A 15,461-nucleotide genomic window follows, 5' to 3' on the forward strand; every position below is an offset into this window, starting at 1 on the left:
TCGGCGCGGCCTGGGCGGAGGCACGCGGCCTGGACTTCGACCGTTGAACGGTCACGGCGCTGCCCTTGTGAAGTCTCAGTGGCGTTCAATACCCTTCCCCGCATGACGAGTTGGCCAGACCACCGCCGATTCGCCTGAGAAAGGGAGTGCACGTGTCTGCCCTCCCCTGGTAGAAGTTCACGATCAACGGCGAGGCGAACCGTTGCGTCTATCTCGCTGTGGTTGACGACGGCACCAGCAAGGTCCGTGAGAGCGACGAGCCCGACACCGTCGTCACCACCACCACCCCCAACACCGGCACGGACACCGACCCCCGGCGCCGAGCGGCGCGTGCGGTGATCACTCGGGTGGTCGGTGACCTTGGCGCCGGGATCCCTGAAGGCGCATGGAGAGCGGCCGGTTACTGTCAGGCCCATGCACGACCCCGCTGCCACGCCGCCACCCCCCGCCCCCGAACTCTTCACCTGGGAGTTCGCCACCGACCCCTACCCCGCCTACGCCTGGCTGCGCGAGCACGCGCCCGTGCACCGGACCCGGTTGCCGAGTGGGGTCGACGCGTGGCTCGTGACGCGGTACGTGGACGCCAAGCGGGCGCTCGCCGATCCGCGGCTGTCGAAGAATCCCGTGCACCATGCCGAGCAGGCGCACGCCAAGGGGAAGACGGGGATCCCGGGGGAGCGGGGCGCGGAGTTGATGACGCATCTGCTGAACATCGATCCGCCCGACCACACCCGGCTGCGGAGGCTCGTGTCGCAGGCGTTCACGCCTCGCCGGGTGGCCGAATTCGCTCCCCGCGTGCAGGAGTTGACGGACGGGCTGATCGACGCCTTCGCCGCGAAGGGGGAGGCCGACCTCATCCACGACTTCGCCTTCCCGCTGCCCATCTACGCGATCTGCGATCTGCTCGGCGTCCCGCGCGAGGACCAGGACGACTTCCGCGACTGGGCCGGGATGATGATCCGGCACGGCGGCGGGCCGCGGGGCGGGGTCGCGCGGTCCGTGAAGAAGATGCGGGGCTATCTCGCCGAGCTCATCCACCGTAAGAGGGACGACCCCGGCGACGACCTGATCTCCGGTCTGATCCGGGCGAGCGACGACGGCGAGCACCTCACCGAGAACGAGGCCGCCGCGATGGCGTTCATCCTGCTCTTCGCGGGGTTCGAGACGACCGTGAATCTGGTGGGTAACGGGGTGTACGCCCTGCTCCGCAACCCTGATCAGCGTGAGCGGCTCCAGCGTTCGCTCGACGCGGGCGAGACGGGGCTGCTCGCGACCGGGATCGAGGAACTGCTGCGCTACGACGGGCCGGTGGAGCTCGCCACCTGGCGCTACGCCACCGAGCCCGTGCGACTCGGCGGGCAGAACGTCGCGGTGGGCGACCCCGTCCTCGTCGTACTCGCCGCCGCCGACCGCGACCCGGAACGGTTCGACGATCCGGACCGGCTCGACCTGTCGCGGAGTGACAACAAACACCTCGGATACGGCCACGGCATCCACTACTGCCTCGGCGCACCGCTCGCCCGGCTGGAGGGGCAGGCCGCCCTCGGTACGCTTCTGACCCGCTTGCCCGACTTGCGACTTGCGGTCGATCCATCCGATTTGCGGTGGCGTGGGGGGCTCATCATGCGTGGACTGCGCACGCTCCCGGTGCAGTTCACAGCGGTGCGTGACTGACGGATCGTCAACACTGTGACTTTCACGTGATCTCCGCTGCATCGACTTGTGACAGACCTTGGAGTACGGCTACGTTCACGACCGTCTCAGCAGTCACGTGTTCGGGATTCACGTTTCAGCAGTCTCACGGAAGGCAACCGCATGCGCTCCGGGAACGGCCGGCACCGTCGGCCCCGTCAAGCCCCCGCCCTCGTCGTCGCGGCAGGGGTGACAGGCTCGGCGATCGCCATTCCGCTGCTCGGCGCGACCGGCGCCAGCGCGGCCGACGCCACCACCTGGGACCGCGTCGCCGAGTGCGAGAGCGGCGGCATGTGGAGCGCCGACCTCGGCAACGGGTTCTATGGCGGGCTCCAGATCTCCCAGGAGACCTGGTCCGACTTCGGCGGTACGGCGTACGCGCCCACCGCCGACCAGGCCAGCCGCAGCCAGCAGATAGCCGTCGCCGAGAAGATCCTCGACGCGCAGGGGCCGACCGCGTGGCCGACCTGCGCGCTGGTCACCGGGCTCACGGCGGACGCCGGTACGGCTCCGGACGGCGAGCCCTCCGGTGACTCCTCCGACGCCGCCCAGAAGTCCAAGGCGCCCGCGGAGCCCGAGCCGAGCGAGACGGCCGTCCTGCCCGCCGCTCCCGAGTCGACGCCCGCGTCCGGTCAGTTCGGCCGTGACTCCGCCTCGGAGGCCCAGGAGCCCGGCACTGGGGGGCCGGGCACGGAGTCGAGCACGGACGCCGCTACCGAGGCCGGCGGCGGCCAGGGCAAGCACCGCGGCGAGGCGGCACCCGAGGCGGGCACGTCGGCCGACGCCTCGGACGGATCGGGCGAATCGGATGGAACGGCCGAAGCGGGCACGTCGGACGAAGCGCGCGACGGCGGTCGTCATGCCTCGCGGAGTGACGGTTCGGCACGCGACGGCGACACCGCCGCCGACGGCTCGTACACCGTCCGCGCCGGCGACAACCTGTGGGCCATCGCCGACGAGCAGAAGGTGGAGGGCGGCTGGTCCGCGCTCTACAAGGCGAACCGCGAGGTCGTGGGCTCCGACGCCGACCTGATCCTGCCGGGCCAGAGTCTCGATCTGGCCGCGAAGTAGGGGTAGTTAAACGGTCTATGTCCGTATCTGGGCAAGTGAGACAAGGGTCTCTTCGCCCCAACTGATGCGGTCTGACCGGCACGTCGCCCCGCCTCCGTCCCGACCTGCGTAAACAGGGGTTTCCCCGGGACGGGATGGGCGAATCATCCCGGATGTTCCTCCTTTGAACATCCGGGATGTCTGTGTTTACGGTCTGAACCGCTCGCACCGCGGGCACCGTCGACCGTCACGCCGAATCCTGCCGTCGGTCGGGGGGAGTAGTCGTCGCGTCAAGCGCCGAAGGCAGGAGCGGGGGACCCAAAGGTAAGTGCCGGTCAGTACGGCCGGCTCGGGGTGCAGTCGTGTGCAGGGGGACGTGAAGGCGTTCCCGGGTCACACGGCCGGGCAACTCACTTGGCCCGAACCCGACAGCTCACCTCGTAGGCGTCGGTGAGGAGATCTCGCATGCTGTTTTCCAGCAAGTCCGGCAGGGCCAAGCACCGCCGCCCGTCCAAGGCCGTCCGTTACGCCACGCTCGCCGGCATCACCGGTGCCGCTGTCGCGGTCCCGCTGATCGGCGCCACCTCCGCCTCCGCGGCCACCACCTCCGAGTGGGACGCCGTCGCCCAGTGCGAGTCCGGCGGCAACTGGTCGATCAACACCGGCAACGGTTACTACGGCGGCCTCCAGTTCTCCTCCTCCACCTGGGCCGCGTACGGCGGCAGCGCCTTCGCGTCCAGCGCCGACCAGGCCTCGAAGTCCCAGCAGATACAGGTCGCCGAGAAGGTCCTGGCGGGCCAGGGCAAGGGTGCCTGGCCGAGCTGTGGCGTCGGCCTGTCCAACGCCGCGAACAACGCCGGCTCCGACGACTCCGGCCAGCAGGCCCAGGAGCAGGCCCCCAAGGCCGCTCCCAAGGCCGCCCCGAAGGCCGCTCCGAAGCAGGAGTCCGCCCCGCGCGCCGCGCAGGAGCAGTCCGCCTCGCGCGGTGAGACGCGCGGCCCGGTCAAGAAGGGCGACGGCGAGTACAAGGTCAAGGCCGGCGACACGCTCTCCAAGATCGCCGACACCAAGAAGGTCGAAGGTGGCTGGAAGAAGCTCTTCGATCTGAACAAGGGCATCGTCGAGAACGCCGACGAGATCTTCCCGGGTCAGCAGCTCCACCTGAGCTGACCCTTCCCTGCCCGAGCCCCGGCACGGCGCGCCTCACTCCCCCCGGACGCGCCGTGCCGGGGCTCGGCCCCGCCCGGCCGCCACCGCCTTCGGGCCGGACCGGACCGGACAGGGCTGGACCGGGCCGGGCCGGACCCCAGGACATTCGCGGCTGAACGGGCATTCAGGACTCTTTTCGTCCCAGCGGGCGGGCATCTGCCGACCGCCGACCGGGAGCCGGTTAGGCTCATGCCGCAAGGCCAACGAGGCTCTGCACTCCACGCGTCACATCCCAGAAGGAGATGCTCGTGCCGTCCATCGACGTCGTCGTAGCCCGGGAAATCCTTGACTCCCGAGGCAACCCAACGGTCGAGGTCGAGGTCGGCCTCGACGACGGCAGCACCGGCCGTGCTGCTGTCCCCTCCGGTGCGTCCACCGGTGCGTTCGAGGCCCTTGAGCTCCGCGACGGTGACCAGAACCGCTACCAGGGCAAGGGTGTCGAGAAGGCGGTCCTCGCCGTCATCGAGCAGATCGGCCCGGAGCTCGTCGGTTACGACGCCACCGAGCAGCGCCTGATCGACCAGGCGATGTTCGACCTGGACGCCACGCCCGACAAGTCCTCGCTCGGCGCCAACGCCATCCTCGGTGTCTCCCTGGCCGTGGCGCACGCCGCGTCCGAGGCCTCGGACCTGCCGCTCTTCCGCTACCTCGGCGGCCCGAACGCGCACCTGCTGCCCGTTCCGATGATGAACATCCTCAACGGCGGGTCGCACGCCGACTCCAACGTGGACATCCAGGAGTTCATGATCGCGCCGATCGGCGCCGAGTCGTTCTCCGAGGCCCTGCGCTGGGGTGCCGAGGTCTACCACACGCTGAAGAAGGTCCTGAAGGAGAAGGGGCTCTCCACCGGCCTCGGCGACGAGGGCGGCTTCGCGCCGAACCTGGAGTCCAACCGCGCCGCGCTCGACCTGATCCTCGTGGCCATCAAGGAAGCCGGCTACGCCCCGGGCAAGGACATCGCGCTCGCGCTCGACGTGGCGGCCTCGGAGTTCTACAAGGACGGCTCCTACGAGTTCGAGGGCAAGTCGCGCTCGGCCGCCGAGATGACCGAGTACTACGAGGAGCTCGTCGCCTCGTACCCGCTCGTCTCCATCGAGGACCCGCTCTTCGAGGACGACTGGGCCGGCTGGAAGGTCCTCACCGACAAGCTGGGCTCCAAGGTCCAGATCGTCGGCGACGACCTCTTCGTCACCAACCCCGAGCGCCTGGCCCGTGGCATCGAGGAGGGCTCGGCCAACGCCCTGCTCGTCAAGGTCAACCAGATCGGTTCGCTGACCGAGACCCTGGACGCCGTCGAGCTGGCGCAGCGCAGCGGCTTCAAGTGCATGATGTCGCACCGTTCCGGTGAGACCGAGGACGTCACGATCGCCGACCTGGCCGTCGCCACCAACTGCGGCCAGATCAAGACCGGCGCCCCGGCCCGCTCCGAGCGCGTCGCCAAGTACAACCAGCTGCTGCGCATCGAGGAGATCCTCGACGACGCGGCGGTGTACGCGGGCCGCAGCGCGTTCCCCCGCTTCAAGGACTGACCCTCCAGCGGGCCCTCCAGGGACTGCCCTCCCAGGGCTGACCCTTCCGGGACCGCCCCTGGGGCACCGGTCATTGCCCCGCCCGTCCTACGGCCGTCCCCGGCCACGGTCCCGTACCGTGTCCGGGGACGTACGCGCGTACAGAGGCAGTACGGCGGTACAGAGGTACGAGGGGTCCGCCGGGCCTCCAGGGAGGCGGGACCATGGCCGCGAACCGGGACCGGTTCTCCACCGCGACCAAGATCAGGATCCTGGGCGAGCAGACCGCCGCCCGCGTCTACCGCTCGCAGACCCGCAGGCAGGCCCGCCGCTCCCGGCTCACCGGACGCGCGGCCTTCCTCGTGCTCGTCGTCTGCTCGCTGATCGTGGCGCTCGCCTACCCGATGCGGCAGTACGTGTCGCAGCGGAGCGACATCGCGGAGCAGAGGCAGTTGACGCGCGAGGCGGCGCGGCGGGTCGAGGAACTGCGTGACGAGAAGGCCCGACTCCAGGACGACGCGTACGTCCAGCGGCTGGCGCGCGAGCATCTGCACTACGTGATGCCGGGGGAGACCGGCTACATCATGGCCGACCCCCGGGCGGCCGACGAGCGCCGCACCGACCAGGGCGCGGCCGACCGGCCCTGGTACTCCAATCTCCTGGACGGCGTCGACAGCGCCGACCGGACGGACTGACAGACATCAAGGAAACCGACGCAGGTATGCAAACGCCCCCTCCGCAGACGACACGCGGCGAACCCACCGAGGCGGACGTCGCGGCGTTCAAGCAACAGCTCGGCCGGCCCCCGCGCGGTCTGCGCGCCATCGCGCACCGCTGCCCCTGCGGGCAGCCCGATGTGGTGGAGACCGCCCCGCGACTCCCGGACGGCACGCCGTTCCCGACGCTCTACTACCTGACCTGCCCGCGCGCGGCCTCGGCCATCGGCACGCTGGAGGCGAACGGTGTCATGAAGGAGATGACCGAACGCCTCGCCACCGACCCGGAGTTGGCCGCCGCGTACCGCGCGGCCCACGAGGACTACATCGCGCGCCGTGACGCCATCGACGTGCTGGCGGGCTTCCCGAGCGCCGGCGGGATGCCGGACCGGGTGAAGTGCCTGCACGTGCTGGTCGGCCACTCGCTCGCGGCGGGTCCGGGAGTGAACCCGCTGGGCGACGAGGCGCTGGCGATGCTGCCCGAGTGGTGGCGCAAGGGCCCCTGTGTGATCCCGTTCACAAAGCCCGGGGACGCCGACGCCGCCCAGACCGACGCCGAGGCCGCCGCCCAGCCCGACGCCGAGCAGGACGCCCGGCCCGCAGCCCAGGCCGACGCGGAGGACACGGTATGACCAGGATCGCGGCCGTCGACTGCGGTACGAACTCCATCCGCCTCCTCGTGGCCGACGCGGACCCCGCCACCGGCGAACTCGTCGACCTCGACCGGCGCATGACGATCGTGCGGCTCGGCCAGGACGTCGACCGGACGGGCCGGCTCGCCCCCGAGGCGCTGGAGCGCACCTTCGCGGCCTGCCGCGAGTACGCCGGGGTCATCAAGGAACACGGCGTGGACCGGATCCGCTTCGTGGCCACCTCCGCCTCCCGTGACGCCGAGAACCGCGACGAGTTCGTACGCGGCGTCCTCGACATCCTCGGTGTCGAACCCGAGGTGATCACCGGCGACCAGGAGGCGGAGTTCTCCTTCACCGGCGCCACCAAGGAGCTGACCGGCCGCACCGACCTGGCGAAGCCCTACCTGGTCGTGGACATCGGCGGCGGCTCCACCGAGTTCGTCGTCGGCGACGACCGGGTCACGGCCGCGCGGTCGGTGGACATGGGCTGCGTACGGCTGACCGAACGGCACCGCCCGGCCGACCCGGCCACCCTCGCCGACATCACCGCCCTGCGCGCGGACATCGCCGCCGCCATCGACACGGCGGAGCGGGCCGTCCCGCTCGGCGAGGCCCGCACCCTGGTCGGCCTGGCCGGCTCCGTCACCACGGTCGCGGCGATCGCGCTGGGTCTGACGGCGTACGACTCGGAGGCGATCCACCACGCGCGCATCCCCTTCGACGTGGTCCGGGAGATCACCACGACGCTGCTCGCCTCCACCCACGCCGAACGTGCGACGATTCCGGTGATGCATCCGGGGCGCGTCGACGTGATCGGCGCGGGCGCGCTGATCCTGCTCACGATCATGGAACGGACCGGTGCGCGGGAGGTCGTCGTGAGCGAGCACGACATCCTCGACGGCATCGGCTGGTCGATCGCCTGAACGGGTGACCGGGGGGTGTCGCGGGGGCGTTCCGGGGTGCCGGGAGCGTCTTTACGGGGGTCTTACGGGGGCTCTGCGCCACGCTCCGGAACGAAGTTCGTGAAGTTCTTCACAAGGAAAACCGCCGGGTTGGACGCACATCACTCCCTGGGGACCCCAGGCACCGCCCCGACCCCCCTGTACGGCCGGTCAACGGGCTGTACCGGCGGCATTGCGGGCGTGTGAACCACCCGGTGGTCCACCGCCGGGAAAGGTCTCAAGGGCCAGCTCACGAGGGGTGTGGAAGGTCTCACGACACCACCTGGTCGCACCGCCGGAGCCGGATGTGGATCATGGGGGCCGCGCAGTGTAGCAGAGGTGTGGGGGGTGCTTGTGAAGGGGCTCACGAGCACCCCCTCCAGGGCGGGTGGATACTCGATGGCATGAGCACCACGGAGCGTCCCAGGATCCTTGTTGTAGGCGGAGGGTACGTAGGCCTGTACGCAGCTCGTCGCATTCTGAAGAAGATGCGCTACGGGGAGGCGACGGTCACGGTTGTCGACCCCCGCTCGTACATGACGTACCAGCCCTTCCTCCCCGAAGCCGCCGCCGGAAACATCTCGCCCCGGCACGTCGTCGTACCGCTGCGACGCGTGCTGCCCAAGGCTGAGGTGCTCACCGGCCGGGTCACGACCATCGACCAGGACCGCAAGGTCGCCACGGTGTCGCCGCTCGTCGGCGAGGCCTACGAGCTGCCCTTCGACTACCTGATCGTCGCGCTCGGCGCCGTCTCCCGTACCTTCCCGATCCCCGGCCTCGCCGAGCAGGGCATCGGTATGAAGGGCATCGAGGAGGCGATCGGTCTCCGTAACCACGTGCTCGAACAGCTCGACAAGGCCGACTCGACGACCGACGAGGACGTCCGCCGCAAGGCGTTGACCTTCGTCTTCGTCGGCGGTGGCTTCGCCGGCGCCGAGACCGTCGGTGAGGTCGAGGACCTGGCGCGCGACGCCGCGAAGTACTACACGAGCGTCAAGCGCGAGGACATGCGCTTCCTGCTGGTCGATGTCGCCGACAAGATCCTTCCCGAGGTCGGCCCGAAGCTGGGCAGCTGGGGCAAGGAGCACCTGGAGAGCCGCGGCGTCGAGATCTACCTCAAGACCGGTATGGAGTCCTGCGTCGACGGCCGCGTCGTGCTGGGCAACGGACTTGAGGTCGACTCCAACACCATCGTGTGGACCGCGGGCGTCAAGCCCAACCCCGCGCTCGCCCGCTACGGTCTGCCGCTCGGCCCGCGTGGTCACGTCGACACCAACGCCAAGCTCCAGGTGCAGGGCACCGACCACATCTGGGCCGCCGGCGACAACGCCCAGGTCCCGGACATGGCCGCCCGCAAGGCCGGGGTCGAGAACGCCTGGTGCCCGCCGAACGCCCAGCACGCGCTGCGTCAGTCGAAGGTCCTCGGCGACAACGTGATCTCCGGCCTGCGGGGCTTCCCGCAGAAGGAGTACAGCCACGCCAACAAGGGCGCGGTCGCGGGTCTCGGCATGCACAAGGGTGTCGCGATGATCGTCGTCGGCAAGATGAAGATCAAGTTCCGTGGTCGGCTGGCCTGGTACATGCACCGCGGCTACCACGGCATGGCGATGCCGACCTGGAACCGTAAGATCCGCGTCTTCGCCGACTGGACGCTCTCGGCGTTCCTCAAGCGCGAGGTCGTCTCGCTCGGCGCGATGGAGACACCGCGCGAGGAGTTCTACGAGGCGGCCAAGCCCGCCCCGGCGCCGCAGGCCGCCGCCGCCCCCAAGTCGGGGCCGGAGTCCGGCTCGGAGCAGGTGAAGGCCGAGGCCGGTTCGACGGTGAAGGCCTCCTGAACCGCGCGTAGCGCTCGTACCGACCCGAAAGGGCCGCCCGCCATCCGTGGTGCGGGCGGCCCTTTCGCGTGCGCCCGGCGCCGAAGTGGGGTACGACATGCCAGGCAAGGGTGCGCATCGGTAGATTTGGCCACAAAATGCGTGGCTGGTGCAGCTATTTTGCCCGCCCATTGCGTGCTGTCGGGACTGCCACACGCTCCCGGCGGTGTTTACGTGTGTGTTGAGCATTTCTGGGATCCACCATCACGGAGGTGTGCGCCATGGCCGACGCCGCACTGCGGCTGAGCACTCTTGCCGAGGAACTGCTGGGAGCCCCGCTCCCCGTACGTATCCGCGCCTGGGACGGCAGCGAGTCGGGTCCGCCCGGCGCGCCGACCTTTGTCCTCCGGCACCGCCGGGCCCTGCGCCGACTGCTCTGGAAGCCCGGCGAACTGGGCCTCGCCCGCGCCTGGGTGGCCGGTGAGATCGACATCGAGGGTGACCTGTACGCCGCCCTCGACCTGGTCGCCGGACTCCTCTGGGAGCGCGGCGCCGACGCCAAGGACACGGTGCGCCCACTGCGCGATCCGCGGATGCGCGCCGCGGCCAAGGGCATCGTGGAGATCGCCGGCCCCTGGCCGCCGCCCCCGCCGCCCCCCGAGGAGGTCCGGCGCAGGTCCGGCGCGCTGCACACCAAGCACCGGGACAGGGCGGCGATCAGCCACCACTACGACGTGGGCAACGACTTCTACGAGATGGTCATCGGACCGTCGATGGTCTACTCGTGCGCCTACTTCGAGGAGCCCGGCTCCACGCTGGAGGACGCGCAGCGCGACAAGCTCGACCTCGTCTGCCGCAAGCTCGGCCTGAAGGAGGGCGAGCGGCTGCTCGACGTCGGCTGCGGCTGGGGCTCCATGGCCATGCACGCGGCGCGCGAGTACGGGGCCCAGGTCACCGGTGTCACCCTCTCCCGCGAGCAGGCCGCGTACGCGCGCAAGCGCATCGCGGAGGCGGGCCTCACCGACCGGATCGAGATCCGGGTCCAGGACTACCGGGACGTCAGGGACGGGCCGTACGACGCCATCTCGTCCATCGGCATGGCCGAACACGTCGGCTCGGTCCGCTACCGCGAATACGCCGACGCCCTCTTCGCCCTCCTCAGGCCGGGCGGCCGGCTGCTCAACCACCAGATCGCGCGCCGCCCCGAGAAGGACGAGGCCAAGTACCACGTCGACGACTTCATCGACGCGTACGTCTTCCCCGACGGCGAACTCGCCCCGCTCGGCCGTACCGTCGCCACGCTGGAGGAGGCGGGCTTCGAGGCCAGGGACGTCGAATCCCTGCGTGAGCACTACGCCCTGACGCTCCGTCAGTGGGTGCGGAATCTGGAGAGGCACTGGCCCGAGGCGGTACGGGCCACCTCGCCCGGCCGCGCCCGCGTCTGGCGGCTCTACATGGCGGCCTCCGCGCTCTCCTTCGAGCACAACAGGATCGGCGTCAACCAGATCCTGGCGGTACGGCCCCGCGCGTCGGGCGACGCGGGTGTCCCCCTGCGGGCCCGCACCTGGCGCTGACACGAGTCAGGAACGGCACGCCAGGCAGCGGAGTACGGCGAAGGGCCCCGCACCGGGGGGATGCGGGGCCCTTCGCCGTACCGGTCACCGGAGCCGGATCACTCGGTCTTGATCGCCGTCAGCATGTTGAGCCTGGCCGCGCTGCGCGCCGGCCAGAGCGCCGCCAGCACACCCACCAGGCCCGCGAGGACCAGGAAGATCCCGATCCGCTCCCAGGGCAGCACCAGCGCGTACCCGGGGATGGACCCGCGGATCGTCTGGCCGACCGCCCAGGCCAGGAACGTACCGAGTCCGACACCGACCAGCGCGCCGAAGACCGAGATCACCACGGCTTCGAGCCGGATCATGCGCTTGACCCTGCGGCGGTCCAGACCGATCGCCCGCAGCATGCCGATCTCCTGCTGGCGCTCGAAGACGGACATCGCCAGGGTGTTGACGACGCCGAGCACCGCGATGATCAGGGCCATCGCCAGCAGGCCGTACATGATGTTCAGCGCGGTGTTGATCATGCCGCCGAACATGTTCCTGATGTCCTGCTGGTCGGCGACGTTGATCGCGGGGTTGTCGCCCAGCGCGTTCACCAGGGCCAGTTCGTTGGACTCGGACGCCCCGCCCTCCATCGCCACGTACACCTCCGGTGTGTACGCGTCCTCCTCGTGCGCGTCCACCAGGTCCGTGGAGATGAGGATCGGTGAGAGGAACTCGTTGGGCGCGTACGTGGCGCCGATCTTCAGCCGCGCCGTCCTGTCGTCCAGGAACTTCACCGTGACTGTGTCGCCGGCCTTCCAGCCCCGGGACTTCGCGGTGTCCGAGGCCACCGCGATCGCGTCACCGCTCAGCGTGCCCAGCGAACCCGTCGCCGTCTTCAGGGTGAGGAGCTGCTCGATGTCGCCGGGAGCCACACCCGAGGCGGAGCTGTCCTTGCCGTCGATCGACAGGTACGCCGACCGCTGCGGGGAGACCGCGCGCACGCCCGGCGCCTTCTCCAGTGCCTTGATCGCCGACTCGTCGAGACCGTCGAAACCGCCGGCGGCCATCGTGACCATGTAGTCGGCCTTGATGTTGTCCGTGGTCGCCTTGTCGATGGCCGTACCCAGCGTGACGCCGACGGTCGTGAGCCCGGTGACCAGGGTGAGGCCGATGGCCAGCGCGGACGCGGTGGCGCCCGTACGGCGCGGGTTGCGCACCGCGTTCTGTCCGGCGAGCTTGCCGGCGACGCCGTACAGACGGTTCAGCAGGGGCTGGACGAGGGCGATGACCGGGCGCGACAGCAGCGGGATGAGCACGATGATGCCGACGAGCGAGAAGAACGCGCCGGCGCCGATGAGCAGCTTGCCGTCCTTCCCGACCGAGGCGCCCGCGATGATCCCCGCGGCGCCGATGAGCGTGAGCACGGCGCCGATGGAGTTGCGCAGGACGAGCGACTTCATGGTGGCCACGGCGTGCACGCTGCTCATGGCGGCGACCGGCGGGATCTTCGCGGCCCGGCGGGCGGGCAGCCAGGCGGCGATCAGGGTGATCACCACGCCGACACCGAAGGCGGCGGCGACGGCGACCGGCGTGATCATCAGCGGTCCCGCGGGGACCTTCGCGCCGAACGAGCCCATGGCGGCGCGCAGTCCGACGGCCAGACCGATACCGAGGACGAAGCCGATGGCGGACGCGACGAGGCCCACGATCAGCGCCTCGGCCATCACCGAGCGCTTGACCTGGCGGCGCGAGGCGCCGACGGCGCGCAGCAGTGCCAGTTCCTTGGTGCGCTGGGCGACCAGCATGGTGAAGGTGTTGGAGATCAGGAAGACTCCGACGAAGAGCGCGATGGCGGCGAAGGCGAGCAGCATCTGGTTGATGCCGCTGAGCTCCCGCTCGATCTGCGCCGCCTGGTCGTCGGCGAGCTGCGCGCCGGTCTGGGCCTCGGCGTCCTCGGGCAGCAGCGGCTCGACCGCGTCGAGGATCTTCGCGTCGGAGGCGCCGGGCGCCGCCGTGACGGTGGCGTTCTGGAAGAAGCCCGGCTTCAGGTAGAGCTTCTGGGCGACCGCCGTCTCGAAGAGCACCAGGCTGCCGCCCGCGTTGACCGCGCCGTCCTCGGTGGTGAAGACACCGGAGAGGGTGTACTCCTTCACCGGCCCGTTGGTGGAGACCCGCACGGGGGCGCCGACCTTGTACTCACCACGGGACGCGGTCGACTCGTCGAGCGCGATCTCGCCGGCCTTCGTGGGGCCCGCTCCTTCGGTGAAGTCGTAGGGGGCGTCCTTGCCGTCCTCGCCGGGGGCGAAGTTGGTGCCGGTGTTGGACCAGCCGTTGCCGATGAGCTTGCCGTCCGGGTCGGCCACGCCGGCGAATCCTTCGACCCGGCCGGTGACGGAGTCCACGCCGTCGATGGCGCCGATCTTGTCGAGGGTCTTCGGGCTGAGCCCCGGCTCCGGCTTCTTCCCGTCGGACCCCGTCTCGTTGGAGGCGTAGGTGGTGACGGAGACGGCGACGTCCTTGTAGCTCTTGGCCGACTGCTTGTTGAAGGCGTTGCCGAGGGTGTCGGTGAAGACCAGCGTGCCGGAGACGAAGGCCACGCCGAGCATCACGGCGAGCACGGTCATCAGCAGCCGGGCCTTGTGCGCGAGCACAGTGCGCAGGGCGGTACGGAACATGGTGGGAGTCCAGGTGAAGTGGGCAGGCCGGAGGCGGGCAGGGCGGACGGCCCGCACGGCCCAAGGACGGCGGGGCGGACGTGCCGCGGAGGAGGGAGGGACGGCCGGGGAGGGCCGTCAGGAGTGCGGGGCGACGGGCGTCGTCAGCTCGTACGGCCCTTGGAGTCGAAGGCCTTCATCCGGTCGAGCACGCCGTCGGCGGAGGGGTCCAGCATCTCGTCGACGATCCGGCCGTCGGCGAGGAAGATCACCCGGTCCGCGTAGGAGGCGGCCACCGGGTCGTGGGTCACCATGACGACGGTCTGGCCCAGCTCCCGTACGGAGTTGCGCATGAAGCCGAGCACCTCGGCGCCGGCCCGTGAGTCGAGGTTTCCGGTCGGCTCGTCGCCGAAGATGATCTCGGGGCGGGAGGCCAGCGCGCGGGCGACGGCCACGCGCTGCTGCTGGCCGCCGGAGAGCGCGGTGGGGCGGTGGTGGAGCCGGTCCTTGAGGCCGATCATCGTGATCACGTTGTCCAGCCACTCCTTGTCGGGTTTGCGGCCCGCGATGTCCATGGGGAGTGTGATGTTCTCCAGGGCCGTCAGTGTCGGCAGCAGGTTGAACGCCTGGAAGATGAAGCCGATCTTGTCGCGGCGGAGCTGGGTGAGCTGCTTGTCCTTGAGCGTCCCCAGCTCGGTGTCACCGATGCGTACGGAACCGCTGCTGAAGCTGTCGAGACCCGCCACACAGTGCATCAGGGTCGACTTGCCGGACCCGGACGGGCCCATGATCGCGGTGAACTCACCCTGCCGGAAGTCGACGGTGACCTGGTCGAGGGCGACCACCTGAGTCTCGCCCTGCCCGTAGACCTTGGACAAGCCGGAGGCGTGGGCGGCCACGGCGCTGGCGCGGTGGAGGAGAGGCATGGTCGTCACGGGTGGGGCTCCTTCAGGGGCGTCCGGCGGGATTGACTCAATCCTCTCGGCCGTCCGGCCTCAGGTCGTCACTCCTCATGCCCGTTCCTGTGGCCCTCTCGGGTCGGACCAGGAGGTGCCTCGGTCCTCCTCGGGTATGACACCGACCCCGACCCCGCGGTATGACACCGACCCCGACCCCGCTCACTCCGTCACCGCGTTGTCACGCCGACGACGCCTCCGCGCAATCCGTGTGCGGGGAGTGGCGAATAGTAGACAGAGAGCGGCGAGTTTCCGTCATATCCCGAGGTCCGTATCAAGACCTTCGTCCTGCTTCCGGCATGTGCCGATGGCGTGTTACCTGGGCTGACACACCCTCAGGTGCCAATAAAATCAGACAGGATCGCCTGAGTACTCGGCCGTCCGAGGGGTCCTCCCGGATAGGCTCGTGAGCCAACGCGGAGCCGCGTACGCCCGGATGGTGGAATGCAGACACGGCGAGCTTAAACCTCGCTGCCCCAAATGGGGCGTACCGGTTCAAGTCCGGTTCCGGGCACACTCTCTGTACGTGTGCTGACCTGCGAAGATCGATTCACCCTCTCTTTTTTGCCTCTGAGGCACACTTCTGCGGAAACGTGCCTGCGGATCGCCACGATCGACCAACTCGATTGAAAAGTAAAGCTCTTGACGAGGAGTCAGTTTCAAGAGATGACGAACCCGCAGCTCAGGGGCCTTGATCATCTTGTCGAGTGCGCGTCAATGCGCAGAATCCCGGACTCCGCGGCGG

The 15,461-nt window shown here is 69.7% G+C and carries 11 protein-coding genes, 1 tRNA gene and 1 riboswitch; of the genes, 10 read left to right on the forward strand and 2 right to left on the reverse strand.

Annotation, left to right across the window (positions count from 1 at the left end; all coding sequences use genetic code 11):
- Positions 1-414 precede the first annotated feature (414 nt).
- From P3L51_RS06555 to P3L51_RS06595, 9 genes are all read left to right on the forward strand, one after another.
- A complete protein-coding gene (locus P3L51_RS06555) occupies positions 415-1,674 on the forward strand; it encodes a cytochrome P450 family protein (protein ID WP_354604102.1) in 1,260 nt (419 codons plus the stop codon).
- 141 nt (positions 1,675-1,815) lie between these two features.
- Entirely contained in the window at positions 1,816-2,763 is a 948-nt protein-coding gene (locus tag P3L51_RS06560; RefSeq protein ID WP_354604103.1) for a transglycosylase family protein, read from the forward strand.
- Positions 2,764-3,027: 264 nt separating this feature from the next.
- A riboswitch (cyclic di-AMP (ydaO/yuaA leader) is annotated at positions 3,028-3,204 on the forward strand.
- Between the two features lie 3 nt (positions 3,205-3,207).
- Entirely contained in the window at positions 3,208-3,912 is a 705-nt protein-coding gene (locus P3L51_RS06565; protein WP_354604104.1) for a transglycosylase family protein, read from the forward strand.
- Between the two features lie 281 nt (positions 3,913-4,193).
- Positions 4,194-5,480 (forward strand): phosphopyruvate hydratase, encoded by a 1,287-nt coding sequence (eno, locus tag P3L51_RS06570; RefSeq protein ID WP_354604105.1) that lies wholly within the window; start codon positions 4,194-4,196, stop codon positions 5,478-5,480.
- A gap of 203 nt (positions 5,481-5,683) precedes the next feature.
- Positions 5,684-6,154 (forward strand): FtsB family cell division protein, encoded by a 471-nt coding sequence (locus tag P3L51_RS06575; RefSeq protein WP_354604106.1) that lies wholly within the window; start codon positions 5,684-5,686, stop codon positions 6,152-6,154.
- 26 nt (positions 6,155-6,180) lie between these two features.
- Positions 6,181-6,807, forward strand: a complete 627-nt coding sequence (locus tag P3L51_RS06580) for a DUF501 domain-containing protein (RefSeq protein WP_354604107.1) — start codon at positions 6,181-6,183, stop codon at positions 6,805-6,807.
- Positions 6,804-7,730 (forward strand): Ppx/GppA phosphatase family protein, encoded by a 927-nt coding sequence (locus P3L51_RS06585; RefSeq protein WP_354604108.1) that lies wholly within the window; start codon positions 6,804-6,806, stop codon positions 7,728-7,730. The genes P3L51_RS06580 and P3L51_RS06585 overlap by 4 nt, the downstream gene beginning before the upstream one ends.
- A 422-nt stretch (positions 7,731-8,152) precedes the next feature.
- Positions 8,153-9,583 carry an NAD(P)/FAD-dependent oxidoreductase gene (locus P3L51_RS06590; RefSeq protein WP_354604109.1) on the forward strand — a complete coding sequence of 477 codons (1,431 nt, stop codon included), beginning with the start codon at positions 8,153-8,155 and terminating at the stop codon, positions 9,581-9,583.
- Positions 9,584-9,843: 260 nt separating this feature from the next.
- The gene (locus P3L51_RS06595; RefSeq protein WP_354604110.1) at positions 9,844-11,136 is read left to right on the forward strand and encodes a class I SAM-dependent methyltransferase; all 1,293 of its coding nucleotides are present in this window, start codon (positions 9,844-9,846) and stop codon (positions 11,134-11,136) included.
- A 98-nt stretch (positions 11,137-11,234) separates the two neighbouring features.
- Here P3L51_RS06595 and P3L51_RS06600 read toward each other — a convergent pair whose 3' ends face one another.
- Both P3L51_RS06600 and P3L51_RS06605 read right to left on the reverse strand, forming a co-directional pair.
- On the reverse strand, positions 11,235-13,781 hold the full coding sequence (locus P3L51_RS06600; protein WP_354604111.1) for an ABC transporter permease: 2,547 nt from the start codon (positions 13,779-13,781) through the stop codon (positions 11,235-11,237).
- A gap of 143 nt (positions 13,782-13,924) precedes the next feature.
- Entirely contained in the window at positions 13,925-14,686 is a 762-nt protein-coding gene (locus tag P3L51_RS06605; RefSeq protein ID WP_435594390.1) for an ABC transporter ATP-binding protein, read from the reverse strand.
- 460 nt (positions 14,687-15,146) lie between these two features.
- Here P3L51_RS06605 and P3L51_RS06610 point away from each other — a divergent pair.
- A tRNA-Leu gene (locus P3L51_RS06610) sits at positions 15,147-15,230 on the forward strand.
- Positions 15,231-15,461 lie beyond the last annotated feature (231 nt).

It is taken from the genome of Streptomyces panacea, assembly GCF_040560175.1.
In the GTDB taxonomy this organism is placed as follows: Bacteria; Actinomycetota; Actinomycetes; order Streptomycetales; family Streptomycetaceae; genus Streptomyces; species Streptomyces panacea.